Raw genomic sequence first — 18788 nt, forward strand, 5'->3', positions numbered from 1 at the left:
ATGGGGAGAGGGCTAGGGTGAGGGGCAACAAACGACTACTGCTTCTCTATTAACAACGCTTCCATCAAATCGAGATCGTGCAGCAGCTTCTGCAGCGTCTCGTTGCTGATCTCCCGGGTGGCACGCAGGTGGTACAGCTCCGCGCGTTCAGAGCGCAGCGCGGCCAGGCGGAAGCGGCGCTCAAGGTTCTCTTCCAGCAGGGAGCTTTCCACGTCGTTACGGCCATCCGCGCGGCGGCGCAGGTTACCAATGACCCGCGAACTCACCTCTTTCAGCAGCTGGGTATCGATGTTCTCTTCGGTATCGGCGGCCAGGCGCTCCTCCATTTTCTGGATGGCGACGATGGCCACTTCAGCGGTTGCCGCCCGGGCGATACGCGCCTCTTTATGCTGCTGAACGTGGTCGCCCACCTCCATATGTTGCAGCAGGATCGGCAGCATCACCACGCCGACAAACAGCGAGAAGAGGATCACCCCGGCGGCGAGGAATACCAGCTCGTAGCGGGCCGGGAAGACGTCGCCGGTCGGCAGCAGCAGCGGAATAGAGAGCACACCGGCCAGCGTAATGGCCCCACGCACCCCGGCGAAGGTGGAGATCAGCAGTTCACGGGTGGACCAGGCGCCAAACTCCATCGGTTTCTTTTTCAGGAAACGCATGCTGAAGTTTTTCATCGTCCACAGCCAGCCGAAACGCACCAGCATCAGCGCGGCGTAAATCAGCACGATATCGGTAAACAGCATCCAGGTTTCGACATTCGGATCGGCTTCGGCCGCCACCAGCGAGGACTCGAGGATACCCGGCAGCTGCAGGCCTAACAGCAGGAACACCATGCCGTTAAAGACAAACTCCAGCATTGACCAGGTGCTGTTGGCACGCAGGCGCATCGCCAGCGGGGCGGTACGCATCACGCCGGAGCGGGTGATGGTCATCCCCGCCGCCACCGCGGCCAGAATGCCCGACACGCCAAGATGTTCCGCAATCAGGTACGACGCGAACGGCAGCAGGAACAGCAGTACGATTTGCGTGGCGGGTTCGTCGCCGCCCCAGCGGCTGAGGAAGCGTAGCGAACGGCCATACAGCCAGCTCACCACAAACCCGGCAATGATGCCGCCAACCGCCACTTTGAAAAATTCTACGGTCGCCCCGCCGATGGTGAAGACCATGGTGCCCATCGCCACGGCGACGGCAAACTTCAGCGCTACCAGGCCGGAGGCGTCGTTCATCAGCGCCTCGCCCTGCAGGATGCCCATGATTTTCTTCGGTATGCGCCCTTCACCGACAATCCCGGACAGCGCTACGGCATCGGTTGGCGACAGCACCGCCGCCAGCGCAAAGGCCGGTATCAGCGGGATCCCTGGCACCACCCAGTAGATGAGGAAACCAATCCCCACCACGGTGACCACCACCAGCGCCAGCGCCAGACCGAAGATTTCGCGCCCGTGTTCAAGAAACTCACGGGTTGGCGTTTTCCAGCCGTCGGCAAACAGCAGAGGAGGAATAAACAGTACCAGAAACAGTTCGGGATCAAACTCGACATGCAATCCGAACGTCGGCCACGCCAGCAGAGCACCGATGGCGATCTGCATCAGCGGCAGCGGTAACTGGAAGGGCAGTACGCGGGTAACTACCCCGGAGAGAGAGACCAAAAGGGTCATGATGAGTATTGTGAAGAAGATTTCCATGCGTTCCCTGTTTGCGAGATTTCTGTACGTTTACATCACTGGCATCTTGCCACAGTGTATCTCCCCCAGAGTAACGCATAAGGCAACAAGATGTGTTCCGAAAATAAAAACGGGCGGCCTGAGCCACCCGTCTTTTTCCGCAGTTGACAGCTTAGATAGCCCAGCCACCCGCGTAGAACGCCACCAGCGCCACGGCAATCACTACCGTACCGATGTTCAGCTTACGCCATTCACCGGAGACGATACGGCCAATCACCAGCGACGCGAAACCGATCATGATGCCGGTAACGATGTTACAGGTCAGCACAATGAACACCGCGGTGATCAGGCCGGCCATCGCGTCGACGAAGTCGGCAAAATCAATTTTCGCCACGTTGCTCAGCATCAGCAGGCCAACGTACATCAGCGCTGGCGCGGTTGCGTACGCCGGAACCAGATACGACAGCGGGGCAAGGAACAGGATCAGCAGGAACAGGACGCCAATGGTAATCGCCGTCAGACCGGTTTTCCCGCCTGCCGCCGTACCCGCCGCTGATTCGATATACACGGCTGCCGGAGCGGCACCCACCAGACCGGAGAAGACGCTGCTCAGGGAGTCGGTGGTCAGCGCTTTGCCGCCATCGATAATCTGACCGTCTTTATCCAGCAGGTTCGCCTGACCCGCTACCGCGCGGATGGTTCCGGTGGCATCGAAGACCGCGGTCATTACCAGCGCCAGCACGCTTGGCAGCACCACCGGGTTCAGCGCGCCCATGATATCCAGGCTGCCGATCAGCGAGTTGCCGTTCTCATCACTCAGGGATGGCATGGCGAACACGCCGGAGAAGTGTACCGCCGGATCGAAAATCAGCCCCACCACAGAGACGCCAATGATGGTCAGCAGGATGCCGCCCGGCACTTTCAGTTTTTCCAGACCGATGATCACCGCCAGACCAATCAGCGACATGATCACCGGGAAGCTGGCGAAATTACCCAGCGCAACCGGCAGACCGTCCAGCGGGTTCTTGATCACCAGGCCAACGCCGTTAGCGGCAATCAGCAGCAGGAACAGGCCGATACCAATCCCGGTGCCGTGCGCAACGCCCTGCGGCAGGTTGCGGAGGATCCAGCTACGGATGCCGGTGGCGGAAATAATGGTAAACAGCACACCCATCAGGAACACGGCGCCCAACGCAACCGGCACGCTGATGTGCTGGCCCAGCACCAGGCTGAATGCGGTGAAGGCGGTCAGCGAGATCGCGCAACCGATCGCCAGCGGCAGGTTGGCCCACAGACCCATCACGATGGAGCCCACACCGGCCACCAGACAGGTAGCGACAAAGACCGCCGCCGGTGGGAAACCGGCTTTGCCCAGCATGCCCGGCACCACGATCACCGAGTAGACCATGGCCAGGAAGGTCGTCAGACCGGCAACGATCTCCTGACGCACGGTGCTGCCGCGGGCAGAAATTTTGAACATGGCGTCGAGTGAACCGCCGGTACGCGCAGATGGCGTAGACATAGAAAACATCCCCTGAAAATTATTATCGTCGTCGGTCAGCGTGATGGACACTCCACGACCAGCGAAACGTCTTATCCCTGTGCTGCGTTTATGACAAAGAGGGGCGTCATAAAAAAAGCAAACGTTTAGCTTCGCGCTGACAAAACGGGTGTTGAATTAAAGGCAAACGATTATCCGGCCTAAAGATGGGCGTTTTCAACTTAACTTTGCCGTTTTTTGCTAATTTCCGTACGAGATGGTGAAGAAGTAGACAGAGTATGCGCAAACGTTATCGTGAATGCGCAATTTGATAACATTTTCAGGACGCGCCAGGGATTTCGAACGGACCGCCCTGCTGGATCGCCCGCTGCCAGGCCGGACGCATTTCGACGTTTTTCTTCCACGTCTGCAGGTGGGGAAGATCCTTAATGCCGCCACGATCCAGCAGCGCAAACACCGGAAAGCTCATCTGTACATCCGCCATGCTGAGGCGATCTCCGGCAAACCAGCGGTGATCCTTAAGCCAGGACTCCAGAAAACGGGCGTGGGTTTCCAGCTGTTTGTTGAGATACGCCTTCTGCACCCCCTGCCCCAGCACTTTGCCCAGCGAGCGCAGGCCAAACGGGATCGGCGGTTTACCCAGGCTGGAGAAGACCAGCTTCATCAGCAGGAGCGGCATCAGGGAGCCTTCCGCGTAGTGAAGCCAGAAACGGTAGTGCAGCTTCATCCCGGGATCCTGCGGCTTGAGCTGCGAGCCGGGATCGTAGGTCTCCTGCAGGTATTCGAGGATGGCCCCCGACTCCGCCAGGATCAGGCCGTTATCCTCCAGCACCGGGGATTTGCCCAGCGGATGGACTTTGCGCAACGCGGCGGGCGCCATCATCGTCTTATCCCGCTGATAACGTTCAATCTGATAGGGCAGTGAGAGCTCTTCCAGCGCCCAGAGCACGCGCTGGGATCGGGACTGGTTGAGGTGGTGGACCTTAATCATGGTCATCTCCAGTTGGGCTTATCCACTAACTATAGAAAATTGCACAACCTGGCGAAAAAATTTCGCCGAGTTTTTGTCCAGTAACGCTGGCAAACCCGGGCTCCCGGCCTAGACTTAAATTGTCAGCACAAACCGGAACCTCCAAAGCATGCTCGACTGAGGGGTGTTGATGTCGGGGGAAACCCTCCTGTGAACCAGCGGGATAGAGAGAAAGACAAAGACCGGGAATAAACTAAAGCGCCCTTGTGGCGCTTTAGTTTTTACTGCGTCGGGCTAATCCTCTTCCAGCAGACGTGCGCCGGTGCCCTGCTCGCCCAGCCTGTCGCCAGGGTTACGCAGTGGACAGTCGCTGCGCGACAGGCAGCCGCAGCCAATGCAGCCGTCCAGCTCATCACGCAGCGCCTCCAGGGTATGAATTCGCCGATCCAGCTCGTCGCGCCACTGGGACGACAGCGCCTTCCACTCCTTCGCACTCAGGGTATGCCCCTCCGGCAGGATGCCGAACGCCTCGCCAATGGTGACCAGCGGGATGCCGATGCGTTGAGCAATCTTAATGATCGCCACGTAGCGCAGCACGTCGCGGGTATAACGCCGCTGGTTGCCGGCGTTGCGAATGCTCTTAATTAACCCTTTGCTTTCATAGAAATGCAGTGCCGACACCGCCACGCCGCTACGCCTGGCCACCTCGCCCGGCGTCAGCAGCGGCTTTATCCGCGGTAATTTCTTTTCCATAAAACCTCTTTACCTCAAGTTAACTTGAGGAATTATACTCGCCCGCAGACAAAACGACGAATCTACAGACACAGGTGTACCCAGAGGGAGGCTGCTTTATGTCGCATCAACAAATTATTCAGACACTTATCGAATGGATGGATGACCATATCGATCAACCCTTGAGTATCGATGTGGTGGCAAAAAAGTCAGGTTATTCGAAGTGGTACTTGCAGAGGATGTTCCGCGCCGTGATGCATCAGACGCTGGGCGAGTACATTCGCCAACGCCGGTTATTGTTGGCCGCCCAGGCGCTGCGTACGACCCAGCGACCTATCTTTGATATCGCCATGGATCTGGGCTATGTCTCTCAGCAGACGTTTTCCCGCGTATTCCGCCGCGAGTTTGATCGCACCCCCAGCGACTATCGTCATCAGCTGAATTAGTGGCTGTGGGCGAGTGATGCCGCGACAGGCTGTTGCTGCCAGGTCATGAAATCCTGCGGCGACATTGCCTTCGCAAAGTGCCAGCCCTGGCAATACTGCACGCCGCGCTTGTTTAACCACGTGACCTGTTCCGCCGTTTCCACCCCTTCCGCGATGGTTTTTAAGCGCAGGCTTTGGGCCATTTCAATAATGTGCTCGACGATCAGGTGGCTGGTGCTGTTGGTGGTCAGCGTATCAATGAAGGATTTATCGATTTTCAGGATGTCGACGTTCAGCGAGTAGAGGTTGTGCAGGTTGGAATAGCCGGTACCAAAATCATCGATCGCCACTTCATATCCCGCCTGACGAAACGCCTGGATCACCGGCGTGGTTCTCGGTACGTCGATGAACCCGCGCTCGGTCACTTCGATTTTAATCTGCTGGGCCCGAACGTTATAGTGGCGGGCTTTGTCGGTGATCATCGCAATCAGGCGTGAAGAGTGAAAGTCCGTGGCCGACAGGTTAATGGAGATATAGATATGCGGGTTGCAGGCCAGGAAAGGGCCGAGATCGCTGAAGACTTCTTCCACTACGTAGTCGGTAATACGCTCGCTCATGCCCTCTTTTTCTGCCAGCGGGATAAATTCTACCGGGCTCATCACCGGGCCGTTAAAACCTGGCCATCGCAACAGCGCCTCTGCCCCGACACAAACATTGGTTTTAATATCGATAATGGGCTGGTAGTGCAGACAAAGCTGTCTTTTATTTAATGCCCGATGTAATAAGCGACCCGGTGAATTAAATTCGCGTCGCGTTCGCGACCACATCAGTAAAATAATAATGCTGCTGATCATTCCCAGCGGCAGGGTTAATGTCGCCTGATGATAGAGCACTTCATAAAAACGCTGGTTAGTGGTCGAAACAATGGCGGCAATCGGGCGCTTGTCGGAACGAACAATAGTATAAAAGCGACCTTCGCTCTGGAAGGAGAGATCGTTATCGCCAATCAGCGTTTTTAATTCATTTTGATTAGCCTGTTCGCTGACCGAAAAAAAGGCATTGGTCACCGTATCAAATACACCCCATGCCAGAGAGCGATCCGAAGACATCACTTCGCTATAGGTCAGGGGGTTCACCACCACCACATAATGCCCTAATTGCATATAAGTCATCTTATATCCCGCGTAAAACGGCGTATCGCGGTAATAATAGATAGAGACGTCAGGCTGGCGTTGGTAATTGGCGTCGGAAATCGTATAGGGGTTATCGGGGGTGCTGGTCGTTGAGCAGAGGAATTCACGGCCATCAGCATAGAGCAGGTCGGCAATGTAAAGTCGGCCCCGGACGATATTTAACATATTCTGTCGGTGTGCCGGCGTGCAAATATCGCCCGAATACTGTTCAGCCGCATGACGTGCCAGCTCAACCTGCTGTATCACCAGTTCAGTTTTATCTAAAGCGAGTTGAGCAAAGGAGCTAAGTTGGCTGCGTGTTTCGTTGACCGCGCGTTGCTGGGCAAACCATAGCGCAAGCATCACAGGTAGCGAAACTACCATGATAACCCCGACTATCCTCAGCACCTTGTCCCGTGCGCTACGATTCATTTCCGCCCTTTTTCCCTGCTTTTTATGTGCCTGTGATCATGAAGGCCGGATGCTTTGCTAAACAGGTGATTACGTTGCATGAATCATGCGAAGTTAGCAACTGACTTTTAACACCAATAACCTAATATTTGGTTATGCCGATAATATTTGTCCGTAAGCCAAACTGAAAGTATTCGTTTCCTGTTTATTAAGCAAAATAATTACCGGGGGCGAAAGCCAGGCTCCCGGATAACTCAACAGAATGTCGTCGATTAAGTCAAACTACCGACAGCATCAAAAAAGCGCAACTTCCTCATGAAGTTTTGTGCTATTTATCCCATGATAATGATTAAAGTGATTTATAAATAATCAACCGCGACGATTGTTTTTCCTCTTCCTGCACGTTTGGCATCATAAAGTGCCTTATCTGCGCTAATGAGTAGCGAGGAGCTATCGTGCTGTTTCCCGCTCACCTCCACCACCCCCGCACTGAAGGAGAGGATCAGCGTCCGGCTGCCGACGTTAAGCGGCGTCACGGCCAGCGCCTGGCGGAGCCGGGTGGAGAGCTGCACCGCCGCATCGCTGTGGGTTTTCGGCAGCAGCAGTAAAAATTCCTCTCCGCCTACCCGCCCCAGCGCCGAGCCGGGAGGGATCAACGCCCGCAGGCAGTCGCAGAAGTGCACCAGCGCCGCATCCCCCACCAGATGACCCCATTGATCGTTGATCTGTTTAAAGAAATCCAGGTCGAACATCAGAACCGAGAAGTGGCTGTTCGCCTCCTGCCGTTGGCTGGCCTCCAGGGCGGCGGCAATCTGTTGCAGGATGGCAAAGCGATTTAAGCAGCGCGTCAGATCGTCGGTCATGGCCTTCACCTCCAGCTGCCGCTCTGCTTTTTTGCGAGCGGTAATATCGAGCCCGATATTGAGGATTGAACCGTCCGGCAGAGAAATATTCGACCACAGGATCGTCAGCTGCATACCGTCCCGGCGCAGCGGATGCCATTCGTACATATCGTTCAGTGGGGCGGTGTTCAGCGACTCGTGCACCCGGCGGCGCACCTCCGGGTCAGGATAAAATAGCGCCAGCGGATCGGTATGGGCGTTGATCTCCGCCATCGTCCAGCCAAACACCTTTTCGCATTCGGCATTCCACAATACGCAGCGGCTATTCCTGTCGAAAGAGTTCATCAGTACCGGGGCTCGTTCAAACAGCGTTTTGTACTGGGCGATCATCCGCTGCATCTCTTTTGCCGTGCGCTCACGGGCAACGAGACCGGTGACAAAATCCTTCAGTTTTTCCATCAGGATAATCACCACCTCTTTCAGTACGGTGAGGGTGCTTTGCGGCTGCGTAAACCCCAGGAAAAAATAGCCGTGCTGATGCGGCGCCATTTTACACAGCACCCCACACTGTAATTGAAGGTGTCCCGGATGTCCGGGAGGAAATATCAGCGCGCCCATATTCTCTTTCCAGCCGATGACCTGCCATGAACGGCGCTGGCGTTGCAATAACAGGCTGGCAAGAAACGCATTAATTTCCAGCGGATGGCAGGTTAATTCCCCGGCACTGACAAACTGCGGCGGACCAGTATCATCCTGCATCATCACCCAACTGAGCTGGGCGCCAAAGGTATGATTAATCGTCTCCAGCAGATCCGTTAAGGTGGCATGAGACGATAATTTTGGCATTAATTTAGCTAATGCGTGCAGGGCCCGGGTACTGTCATTAATATTCTCTCGATTTACTGGCTTCATTGTTTATTCGCAGCTCATTAACGAGACAGAAATACCGCAACGAATTAATCAGGAATAAGTGATATTCAGTCGGCATAAATTAATGCGACTCTCTTACAGGGATGCGCGTGTAAAAATAAAATGACAAAAAAATAATAACCAGCAAAAAAAATTCAAGCCTGATTTATTTATTACGAACAGAGTAAGTAACCGCAAGAAGCATAATCCATAGCCATGAGGCTGTAAATATTGTACATAAGCTGCCGCTCTGTACATGTTTTCTTATGCCAATGAATTATCAGCAAAGTTATCTTAATTACACCGGTTAGCAGGCTAAATATATATTTTTGATGTTAATAACCATGCTAATTACAGGGTTAAAAAAGGCTATTTTTATGCATTTGCCCAGTGGCGAATAAAAGAACAAACGTGATATAGTTCACATATCTTATGTAACAAGAAACATCGTTTCATTGTTGTGAGTCTGAGCCTGCCGATAGCCAGTTTGCCACAGTGTGTGGGCAACGTCGCGCTTTACCCGGCGGCGGTTATCTTTGAGGATCGTTTTTATGGCAGCTATTACCACAGGTGTTGTGTTTGCACGCTGGGAGTTGTTGAGCGCGGTGCTGATGTTTCTGGCCAGCACGCTGAACATTCAGTTTCGTAAATCAGATTACACCGCGCTGGCGGTGGTCAGCACCTGTCTGGGTCTGGCGGCGGCATGCTGGTTCGCGACCGGCCTGCTGGGCATCACCCTGCTGGATGTGGCCGTTATCTGGAATAACGTTAAAGCGGTAATGGTCGAGGCGATGAGCCATACGCCACCAGACTGGCCAATGATGTACACCTAGTGAAGTTAAAAAACCCAGACGATGTCTGGGTTTTTTGTGGTTGCGAAACGCAGGTTCTGCTGATCAGAACGGGATATCGTCGTCGAAATCCATTGGCGGTTCGTTAGACTGCGCTGGTGCGGACGGCTGCTGCTGCGGACGGGACTGTGCGCCGCCGCTGAACTGGTTGCCACCCTGCGGCTGCTGAGGCTGACCCCAACCGCCCTGCTGCTGCTGGCCGCCACCTGCTGGTGCGCCACCGCCCTGACGGCCACCCAGCATCTGCATGGTGCCGCCGACGTTAACCACCACTTCGGTAGTGTACTTTTCTGCGCCGGACTGATCGGTCCATTTACGGGTACGCAGCTGGCCTTCGATATAGACCTGGGAGCCTTTACGCAGATATTCACCGGCCACTTCGGCCAGTTTGCCAAACAGCACAACGCGGTGCCATTCGGTCTGCTCTTTCATCTCACCGGTCGCTTTATCGCGCCAGGATTCGGACGTCGCCAGCGTAATGTTGGCCACTGCACCACCACTCGGCATATAGCGTACTTCCGGGTCCTGGCCCAGATTACCGACGAGAATCACCTTGTTTACGCCTCTGCTGGCCATGATCGTGTCTCCTGAAAACGTGTCTGAAAATAGTGTAAGCGCGCGAGTGTACCATTTCCACGTGGTCTTCCGATAGTTTCGAAGCATCTTCCAGAGTTCTCACGAAGGTTACATTGTTGCACAGGTAATCAGAATTTGCATTCCAATACTGTATATCCAGCCAGGTCAATTTGTGTCATAATTAATCGTTTCTGCCGGTTGTCCTTCAAACAAACCAGGCATTCCGTGTATCTACCTACCGGGAAAGGTGAATGGATAAGATAGAAGTTCGGGGCGCCCGCACCCACAATCTCAAGAATATCAACCTCGTTATCCCTCGCGACAAACTGATCGTCGTGACCGGGCTTTCAGGCTCAGGCAAATCGTCACTGGCTTTCGACACTCTGTATGCCGAAGGGCAGCGCCGTTACGTTGAATCGCTCTCTGCGTATGCGCGTCAGTTCCTGTCGCTGATGGAAAAACCAGACGTCGACCATATCGAAGGGTTGTCGCCGGCTATCTCCATTGAGCAGAAGTCGACCTCCCACAACCCGCGCTCCACCGTCGGGACCATCACCGAAATCCATGACTACCTGCGTCTGCTGTATGCCCGCGTGGGCGAGCCGCGCTGCCCGGACCACGATGTCCCGCTGGCGGCCCAGACCGTCAGCCAGATGGTGGATAACGTGCTGGCGCAGCCGGAAGGCAAACGCCTGATGCTGCTGGCGCCAATCATTAAAGAGCGTAAAGGCGAGCACACCAAAACGCTGGAGAACCTGGCCAGCCAGGGCTACATCCGCGCCCGTATCGACGGGGAAGTGTGCGATCTCTCCGATCCGCCGAAGCTGGAGCTGCAAAAGAAACACACCATCGAGGTGGTTATCGACCGCTTTAAGGTGCGTGATGACCTCACCCAGCGCCTGGCAGAGTCGTTCGAAACCGCGCTGGATCTGTCCGGCGGTACGGCCGTCGTGGCCGATATGGACGATTCGAAAGCAGACGAGCTGCTCTTCTCTGCCAACTTCGCCTGCCCGATTTGCGGCTACAGCATGCGCGAGCTGGAACCGCGCCTGTTCTCGTTCAACAACCCGGCCGGCGCCTGCCCGACCTGCGATGGCCTGGGCGTGCAGCAGTATTTCGATCCCGACCGGGTGATCCAGAACCCGGAGCTGTCGCTGGCTGGCGGCGCGATCCGCGGCTGGGATAAGCGTAACTTCTACTATTTCCAGATGCTGAAGTCGCTGGCTGAACACTACAAGTTCGATGTCGAAGCGCCGTGGGGCAGCCTCAGCCCAACCGTGCACAAAGTGATCCTGTTCGGTTCCGCGAAAGAGAACATCGAGTTCAAATACATGAACGATCGCGGCGATACCTCGGTGCGCCGCCATCCGTTCGAAGGCGTGCTGCATAACATGGAGCGCCGTTACAAAGAGACGGAGTCCAGCGCGGTACGTGAAGAGCTGGCGAAGTTTATCAGCAACCGCTCCTGCGCCACCTGTGACGGCACTCGTCTGCGTCGCGAAGCGCGCCACGTGTATGTCGAAAACACGCCGTTGCCGACCATCTCGGACATGAGCATCGGCCATGCGATGGACTTCTTCAACAACCTGAAGCTCTCCGGCCAGCGCGCGCAAATCGCCGAGAAAGTGCTGAAAGAGATCGGGGATCGCCTCAAGTTCCTGGTCAACGTCGGCCTGAACTATCTCACCCTCTCCCGCTCGGCAGAGACCCTGTCCGGCGGTGAAGCCCAGCGTATCCGTCTGGCAAGCCAGATTGGCGCGGGACTCGTGGGGGTGATGTACGTGCTGGATGAGCCGTCCATTGGTCTGCACCAGCGCGACAACGAACGCCTGCTCGGGACGCTGATCCACCTGCGTAACCTCGGTAACACCGTGATTGTGGTTGAGCACGATGAAGACGCCATCCGCGCGGCCGACCACGTGATCGACATCGGCCCGGGGGCTGGCGTCCACGGCGGCCAGGTGGTGGCGGAAGGGCCTCTGGACGCCATTATGGCGGTACCGGAATCCCTGACCGGCCAGTACATGAGCGGCAAGCGCAAGATTGAAGTCCCGAAACAGCGCGTGCCCGCCGACCCGGAAAAAGTGCTGAAGCTGACCGGTGCCCGCGGCAACAACCTGAAAGACGTGACCCTGACCCTGCCGGTCGGCCTGTTCACCTGTATCACCGGTGTCTCGGGTTCCGGTAAATCAACGCTGATTAACGACACCCTGTTCCCGATTGCTCAGACTCAGCTGAACGGAGCAACCCTGGCTGAACCCGCGCCGTATCGCGAGATCCACGGTCTGGAGCACTTCGACAAGGTGATCGATATCGACCAGAGCCCGATCGGTCGTACGCCTCGCTCTAACCCGGCCACCTATACCGGCGTGTTTACGCCAGTACGTGAACTCTTTGCCGGCGTGCCGGAATCGCGTTCGCGCGGCTATACGCCAGGACGTTTCAGCTTTAACGTTCGCGGCGGCCGCTGTGAAGCCTGTCAGGGCGATGGGGTGATCAAGGTAGAGATGCACTTCCTGCCGGACATCTATGTGCCGTGCGACCAGTGCAAAGGCAAACGCTATAACCGCGAAACGCTGGAGATTAAATACAAAGGCAAGACCATCCACGAAGTGCTGGATATGACCATTGAAGAGGCGCGTGAGTTCTTTGATGCCGTTCCGGCGCTGGCGCGTAAGCTCCAGACTTTGATGGATGTCGGTCTGACCTACATTCGTCTGGGTCAGTCGGCGACTACCCTGTCGGGCGGCGAGGCGCAGCGCGTGAAGCTGGCGCGTGAGCTCTCCAAACGCGGCACCGGGCAGACGCTGTACATTCTGGATGAGCCGACCACCGGTCTGCACTTTGCCGATATCCAGCAGTTACTCGACGTGCTGCACCAGCTGCGCGATCAGGGCAACACCATCGTGGTGATTGAGCACAACCTGGACGTAATTAAAACCGCAGACTGGATTGTCGATCTCGGTCCGGAAGGCGGCAGCGGCGGCGGTGAAATCCTGGTTTCCGGCACCCCGGAAACCGTGGCGGAGTGCGAAGCCTCGCACACGGCCCGCTTCCTTAAACCGCTTCTGAAGTAGTCAGACTGACAGCTGCTGCCGGGTCATCTCCGGCAGCAGTTCCACCGCCTGCTTGTACGAGGCATCCACCAGGTAGTAAATCTGCGAATCCGGTATCGACCCATCGAGATAGACCGTGCTCCAGTGCGCTTTATTCAGGTGCTTGCTGGGACGCACGTCGGTGTGCTGCTGGCGCAGCAGATCCGCCAGTTCCGGGCTGGTTTTTAGCGAGGCCGCCGGACGCCCCTCCACATCTTTCACCATCGCAAACAGCACGTCCGCGACCTTAATCTGGGTTGCCTTCCAGTCACTGTGCACGCTTTGCTCCGCACCCGGCTTATTCATGCAGTACTGAAGTATCTCCGAAATTGTCATCATTATTCCCCTTGTAGCGTAGCGATAATTTTGCGCGAACCGCCATGGATACGATGTTCTCCCAGCCAGATCCCCTGCCAGGTGCCGAGCTGCACGCGGCCGTGATTCACCGGCAGCAGCAAAGAGACGCCAAGCATGGAGGATTTAATATGGGAAGGCATGTCGTCTGGCCCCTCGTCATCATGTTCCCAGCGCGCATCGTCGGGAACGGTTTTGAGAAAATGCTGCTCCATATCGGAACGGACGGTGGGATCGCAATTCTCGTTGAGAGTGAGAGAGGCTGACGTGTGTTGCAGCAACAGATGCAGTAAACCGACGTTAATGCGGGAGAGATCGCGGATCTGTCCGAGGACCTCGTCCGTCACCAGGTGAAAACCGCGAGACCTGGCGCGCAGGGTCAGGGTTTGCTGATACCACATGTGCTGCTCCGTTTTGCAGGATAATCCTTCTAAGTGTGCAGCAATACGACGAAAGGTAAAACCCGTAGCGGGTAAATCTGCTTAAAAAAGCGTCTTTTCTGCCCGAATACTCAATATTCTGAATTGACGATCACTTCTTCGCCGAACGCCCCTGCCTGCGGCAGCGGTTTGTACGTTGAGTTGGAGGCGCGCAGCACCCGGATGCCTCTGGCGCCCGCCTCGCGGGCCGCGATGATGTCGCTGTCGGCATCGCCATAGTAAATCTTGACCTGTTTCTGCTCCATCCATTGGGCTTTGTTGCTTTTGCCAGACTGCTCACCGGCAAAAATGACCGGATTCATGGCCGGGGCGGGGATCAGAAAGGCGTCCTGCAACGCTTTGGTGACGGTTTCGGTTTTAGTGGGATGACGCCCGGTAATAAACCAGATCCTGTCGCCACGCTTAACGTGCATGGCAATCAGCGCGCGAGCCACCTCTTTCGGAATGCTGAACTCATCCCAGCCGTTGTTCATTTGCTGCCAGAAGGCCGGGTTTTTCAGGTAATCGTCGCTGTCCGGTGACCAGGTCTTTTTACCCCGCCAGAAGCCCGGGCTGGAGAACAGCACGGTGTCATCAATATCAAATCCCACCGACATGGGCGGACGTCCCATCAGGCTGTGTTCAATCTGGGCAACGGACACCCAGTGGATCGGTGCCTGCTCGGCCAGTCTGGCGGCATTGGTGCCGGTGTATAGCGGTGGAGGTGATGAGGGGAGCGCCACCGCCGGATGGCTGAGCGAGAGCAATAAGCAGACGGCGCTGAGCGCCAGTGTGATTTTGCGCATATTTTCCCCTTAATATTCAAACCGTTATTTATTATTTTGAGCGGATGGTCAAAAACCACATCGAAAATAACCGCAGGCGGAAGGGAATGAAAGGGAATTTTTTATATAAGTCACAATAAAAAGAGGGGTATCACAAAGCGGAGTTTAACCCATTCAGGCCCCCTTCACTAAAGGAAGGAGGCCGTGAGTAAGCGCTTACATTACAGCGGCAAAGGCCTGCGCCACGCGCTGAACGTTGCTGCTGTTCAGGCCCGCCACGCACATGCGTCCGCTGGCAATCAGGTAGACGCCAAACTCATCACGCAGGCGATCCACCTGCTGCGCGCTGAAGCCGGTGTAGCTGAACATGCCGCGCTGCTGCAGCAGGTAGTCGAAGTTGTGTCCCGGCACCGCCTCTTTCAGCACGTCGACCAGCGTCTGGCGCATGGACAGGATACGGGTACGCATCGCTTCCACTTCCGCCAGCCACTCGGCTTTGAGTTCATCATCACCCAGCACGGTCGCCACCACCTGCGCACCAAAGTTTGGTGGGCTGGAGTAAATGCGACGCACGGTGGCTTTCAGCTGGCCAAGCACGCGTCCGGCAGCATCCTGATCTTCACAAACCACCGACAGGCCGCCAACACGCTCGCCATACAGCGAGAAGATTTTGGAGAAGGAGTTGCTGACCAGCGCCGGCAGGCCTGCGCTGGCGATGGCGCGAATGGCGTAGGCATCCTCTTCCATCCCCGCACCAAAGCCCTGATAGGCGATATCGAGGAACGGAATGAGATTGCGGGCCTTCAGCACCTCAATCACCGCATCCCACTGATCGTTGGTCAGATCGGCGCCGGTCGGGTTATGGCAGCACGGGTGCAGCAGCACGATGCTGCGCTCCGGCAGGGTGCTCAGTTTTTCCAGTAACGCGCCAACGCGCACGCCGTTGGTCTGGTCGTCAAACCATGGGTAGGTTTTTACCGTAAAGCCCGCGCCTTCAAAGATGGCGACGTGGTTTTCCCAGGTCGGGTCGCTCACCCAGACCCCGGATTCCGGGAAATACTTGTGCAGGAAGTCGGCTCCGACTTTCAGCGCGCCTGAGCCGCCGAGCGTCTGGATGGTGGCAACGCGCTTTTCCGCCAGCACCGGATGATCTGCGCCAAACAGCAGCGGAGCAATGGTGTGACGATAGCTGTTCAGCCCTTCCATCGGCAGATAGAGCGACGCGCCGTGCGGCGTGGCGTTCAGCCGCGCTTCGGCTTTGGCTACCGCCTGCAGCTGCGGAATAATGCCCGCTTCGTTGTAGTACAGGCCGATACTGAGGTTAACTTTATCGCCGCGCGGATCTTCTTTGAAACGCTCCATTAAGGAGAGGATGGGGTCGCCAGCATAGGCGTCGACTTTCTGGAACACGCGATGGTTCTCCGGATAATAATGAGGCAGGGAATTCAACAATAAACCGGAAGCAGCAGAAGATCGAGAGGATGTTAAGGAAGATGAGGTGCGGGCGACAGAACCTGCTTAACGCCCTCTCCCTTAAGGGAGAGGGAAGTCGATATCAGTCGAGGTAGTGCATTGCCACCCGTGACGTCAGGCGGGTAATAAGTTCGTAAGCACTTACTTTTGTAATTTCCGCGATCCGCTCTACGGGTAAACCTTCACCCCACAGGGTCACCGGATCGCCCGCTTTATCCTGCGCCTCGGGCCCGAGGTCAACGCAGATCATGTCCATTGCCACACGACCAACGATGGTCACTTCGCGGCCGTTCACCAGCACCGGCGTACCGGAGGGTGCAGCGCGCGGATAGCCGTCGCCGTAGCCCATCGCCACCACGCCCAGACGGGTGTCGCGCTCGCTGATCCAGGTGCCGCCGTAGCCCACCGGCTCTCCAGCTTTGTGTTCGCGCACCGCAATCAGGCTGGAAGTGAGCGACATCACCGGCTGAAAACCGAAGTCCGGCCCCCAGGGTTTACCCTCCAGCGGCGAGACGCCGTACAGAATAATGCCTGGACGCGCCCAGTCGAAATGGGACTGCGGCCAGAGCAGAATGCCGCCGGAGGCCGCGATCGAGCGCATCCCCGGCTTGCCTTCGCAGAAGGTGTTGAAGATATCGAGCTGCTGTTCTGTCGCACCACACTCGGGCTCGTCGGCGCGGGCGAAATGGCTGACGATATTGACCGGCTGACGCACGTTCTGGCACTGGCTTAAGCGTTGATAAAAGGCCTCCGCCTGCTCCGGGCGTACGCCCAGACGGTGCATGCCGGTGTCGAGCTTCATCCACACGGTGACGGGCTCGCTGAGCACCGCGTTCTCCAGGGCCTCGAGCTGCTCCAGGTTGTGCACCGCGGTATGCAGTCGTTTTGCGGCGATGGTCGGCAGGTCGCTGGCATTAAAGAAGCCTTCGAGCAGCAGAATCGGCTGGGTGATCCCCCCTTCGCGCAGGCGCAGGGCTTCTTCGAGACGGGCGACGCCAAAGGCGTCGGCATCGGGGAGCGTTCGCGCGGTCTCGATCAGACCGTGTCCGTAAGCGTTCGCTTTCACGACTGCAACCAGTTTGCTGGCGGGCGCCAGTTCACGCAGGCGTTGCAGGTTGTGTCGCAGAGCGCGGCGGTTAATGACTACAGTTGCCGCTTGCATTTGAATTCCTTATTCGTCGTCGTACTGCGGGCCCGCATAGTTATCAAAGCGTGACCACTGTCCGTTAAAGGTCAGACGCACCGTACCGATCGGGCCGTTACGCTGCTTACCGATAATAATTTCTGCGATCCCTTTCAGGTCGCTGTTCTCGTGATAAACCTCATCACGATAGATGAACATGATCAGGTCGGCATCCTGCTCGATGGAGCCGGATTCACGCAGGTCGGAGTTGACCGGGCGCTTGTCAGCACGCTGTTCCAGGGAGCGGTTGAGCTGCGACAGCGCCACCACCGGTACCTGCAGCTCTTTCGCCAGCGCTTTCAGCGAGCGGGAGATTTCGGCAATTTCCAGGGTACGGTTGTCCGATAGCGACGGGACGCGCATCAGCTGGAGGTAGTCGATCATGATCAGGCCAATGCCGCCGTGTTCGCGGGCGATACGGCGGGCGCGGGAGCGCACTTCTGTCGGCGTCAGGCCGGAGGAGTCATCGATATAGATGTTTCGTTTTTCCAGCAGAATGCCCATGGTGCCGGAGATCCGCGCCCAGTCCTCATCGTCCAGCTGGCCGGTACGAATGCGGGTCTGATCCACGCGCGACAGCGAGGCCAGAGAACGCATCATGATCTGCTCGGAGGGCATCTCCAGACTGAAGATGAGAACCGGTTTATCCTGCAACATCGCCGCGTTTTCGACGAGGTTCATCGCAAAGGTCGTTTTACCCATCGACGGACGCGCGGCGACGATAATCAGATCCGACGGCTGCAGACCGGCGGTCTTTTTGTTCAGATCGTCATAGCCGGTATTAACCCCGGTAACGCCGTCGTGAGGCTGCTGGAACAGCTGCTCAATACGCGAGACGGTGGCATCCAGCACCTCGGCAATGTTTTTTGGCCCTTCGTCTTTATTAGCGCGACTTTCGGCAATTTTAAAGACCCGTGACTCGGCCAGATCGAGCAGTTCGTCGCTGTTACGCCCCTGGGGATCGAAACCGGCTTCAGCGATTTCGTTGGCGACGGAGATCATGTCGCGCACCACCGCACGTTCGCGCACGATATCGGCATAGGCGCTGATGTTCGCCGCACTTGGCGTGTTTTTCGATAACTCGGCCAGATAGGCGAAGCCGCCAACGGTTTCCAGCTGCCCCTGACGCTCCAGCGATTCCGCGAGCGTGATCAGGTCGATGGGGCTGCCGGATTCCTGCAGACGCGCCATCTCGGTAAAGATATGGCGGTGCGGGCGGGTGTAGAAATCGTCGGTGACGACGCGCTCGGCAACGTCGTCCCAGCGCTCGTTATCCAGCATTAAACCGCCCAACACCGACTGTTCCGCTTCAATCGAGTGCGGCGGGACCTTTAACCCGGCTAACTGTGGATCGCGCTCGCGGGGTTCAGTCTGTTTGTTGAAGGGTTTGTTTCCTGCCATAGTGAATGGAGTTACCGAGATAGAGAGT

General features: G+C 56.6%; 16 protein-coding genes. 3 read left to right on the forward strand and 13 right to left on the reverse strand.

Annotated features, from left to right (window positions below; all coding sequences use genetic code 11):
- Positions 1–35 precede the first annotated feature (35 nt).
- The 4 genes from V7Q49_RS16655 to soxR form a co-directional block, all read right to left on the reverse strand.
- On the reverse strand, positions 36–1682 hold the full coding sequence (locus tag V7Q49_RS16655; RefSeq protein WP_333853622.1) for a Na+/H+ antiporter: 1647 nt from the start codon (positions 1680–1682) through the stop codon (positions 36–38).
- Between the two features lie 151 nt (positions 1683–1833).
- A complete protein-coding gene (gene ghxP, locus V7Q49_RS16660) occupies positions 1834–3183 on the reverse strand; it encodes a guanine/hypoxanthine transporter GhxP (RefSeq protein ID WP_333853624.1) in 1350 nt (449 codons plus the stop codon).
- A 298-nt stretch (positions 3184–3481) separates the two neighbouring features.
- Positions 3482–4153, reverse strand: a complete 672-nt coding sequence (locus V7Q49_RS16665; RefSeq protein WP_333853626.1) for a glutathione S-transferase family protein — start codon at positions 4151–4153, stop codon at positions 3482–3484.
- A gap of 273 nt (positions 4154–4426) precedes the next feature.
- Positions 4427–4885 carry a redox-sensitive transcriptional activator SoxR gene (gene soxR, locus V7Q49_RS16670; protein WP_333853628.1) on the reverse strand — a complete coding sequence of 153 codons (459 nt, stop codon included), beginning with the start codon at positions 4883–4885 and terminating at the stop codon, positions 4427–4429.
- Positions 4886–4983: 98 nt separating this feature from the next.
- Here soxR and soxS point away from each other — a divergent pair, with 98 nt between their 5' ends.
- Positions 4984–5310 carry a superoxide response transcriptional regulator SoxS gene (soxS, locus tag V7Q49_RS16675; protein ID WP_039031951.1) on the forward strand — a complete coding sequence of 109 codons (327 nt, stop codon included), beginning with the start codon at positions 4984–4986 and terminating at the stop codon, positions 5308–5310.
- Here soxS and V7Q49_RS16680 read toward each other — a convergent pair.
- Both V7Q49_RS16680 and V7Q49_RS16685 read right to left on the reverse strand, forming a co-directional pair.
- Positions 5307–6893 (reverse strand): EAL domain-containing protein, encoded by a 1587-nt coding sequence (locus tag V7Q49_RS16680; RefSeq protein WP_333853631.1) that lies wholly within the window; start codon positions 6891–6893, stop codon positions 5307–5309. The two genes, soxS and V7Q49_RS16680, sit on opposite strands and share 4 nt — an antisense overlap.
- A gap of 338 nt (positions 6894–7231) precedes the next feature.
- On the reverse strand, positions 7232–8560 hold the full coding sequence (locus V7Q49_RS16685; RefSeq protein WP_333853633.1) for a GGDEF domain-containing protein: 1329 nt from the start codon (positions 8558–8560) through the stop codon (positions 7232–7234).
- A gap of 614 nt (positions 8561–9174) precedes the next feature.
- Here V7Q49_RS16685 and V7Q49_RS16690 point away from each other — a divergent pair.
- A complete protein-coding gene (locus tag V7Q49_RS16690; RefSeq protein WP_333853634.1) occupies positions 9175–9456 on the forward strand; it encodes a YjcB family protein in 282 nt (93 codons plus the stop codon).
- A gap of 63 nt (positions 9457–9519) precedes the next feature.
- Here the strand turns inward: V7Q49_RS16690 and ssb1 are convergent, their stop codons facing one another.
- On the reverse strand, positions 9520–10050 hold the full coding sequence (gene ssb1 / locus V7Q49_RS16695) for a single-stranded DNA-binding protein SSB1 (RefSeq protein ID WP_032615999.1): 531 nt from the start codon (positions 10048–10050) through the stop codon (positions 9520–9522).
- 251 nt (positions 10051–10301) lie between these two features.
- Here ssb1 and uvrA point away from each other — a divergent pair, with 251 nt between their 5' ends.
- On the forward strand, positions 10302–13127 hold the full coding sequence (uvrA, locus tag V7Q49_RS16700; protein ID WP_333853636.1) for an excinuclease ABC subunit UvrA: 2826 nt from the start codon (positions 10302–10304) through the stop codon (positions 13125–13127).
- On the opposite strand, the gene V7Q49_RS16705 is transcribed toward uvrA, so the two are convergent.
- From V7Q49_RS16705 to dnaB, 6 genes are all read right to left on the reverse strand, one after another.
- Positions 13128–13481, reverse strand: a complete 354-nt coding sequence (locus V7Q49_RS16705) for an MmcQ/YjbR family DNA-binding protein (protein ID WP_142490045.1) — start codon at positions 13479–13481, stop codon at positions 13128–13130.
- 2 nt (positions 13482–13483) lie between these two features.
- On the reverse strand, positions 13484–13900 hold the full coding sequence (locus V7Q49_RS16710) for a secondary thiamine-phosphate synthase enzyme YjbQ (protein ID WP_333853637.1): 417 nt from the start codon (positions 13898–13900) through the stop codon (positions 13484–13486).
- A gap of 110 nt (positions 13901–14010) precedes the next feature.
- Positions 14011–14724: an acid phosphatase AphA gene (gene aphA / locus V7Q49_RS16715; RefSeq protein ID WP_333853638.1), complete on the reverse strand. Its 714-nt coding sequence runs from the start codon at positions 14722–14724 to the stop codon at positions 14011–14013.
- A 195-nt stretch (positions 14725–14919) separates the two neighbouring features.
- On the reverse strand, positions 14920–16113 hold the full coding sequence (gene tyrB, locus V7Q49_RS16720; protein WP_333853639.1) for an aromatic amino acid transaminase: 1194 nt from the start codon (positions 16111–16113) through the stop codon (positions 14920–14922).
- A gap of 145 nt (positions 16114–16258) precedes the next feature.
- Positions 16259–17338 (reverse strand): alanine racemase, encoded by a 1080-nt coding sequence (alr, locus tag V7Q49_RS16725; RefSeq protein ID WP_333853641.1) that lies wholly within the window; start codon positions 17336–17338, stop codon positions 16259–16261.
- A 9-nt stretch (positions 17339–17347) separates the two neighbouring features.
- Positions 17348–18760 (reverse strand): replicative DNA helicase, encoded by a 1413-nt coding sequence (gene dnaB / locus V7Q49_RS16730; protein WP_333853643.1) that lies wholly within the window; start codon positions 18758–18760, stop codon positions 17348–17350.
- Positions 18761–18788 lie beyond the last annotated feature (28 nt).

Origin of the sequence: Leclercia sp., from assembly GCF_036780805.1 — a bacterium.
Classification (GTDB): Bacteria; Pseudomonadota; Gammaproteobacteria; order Enterobacterales; family Enterobacteriaceae; genus Enterobacter.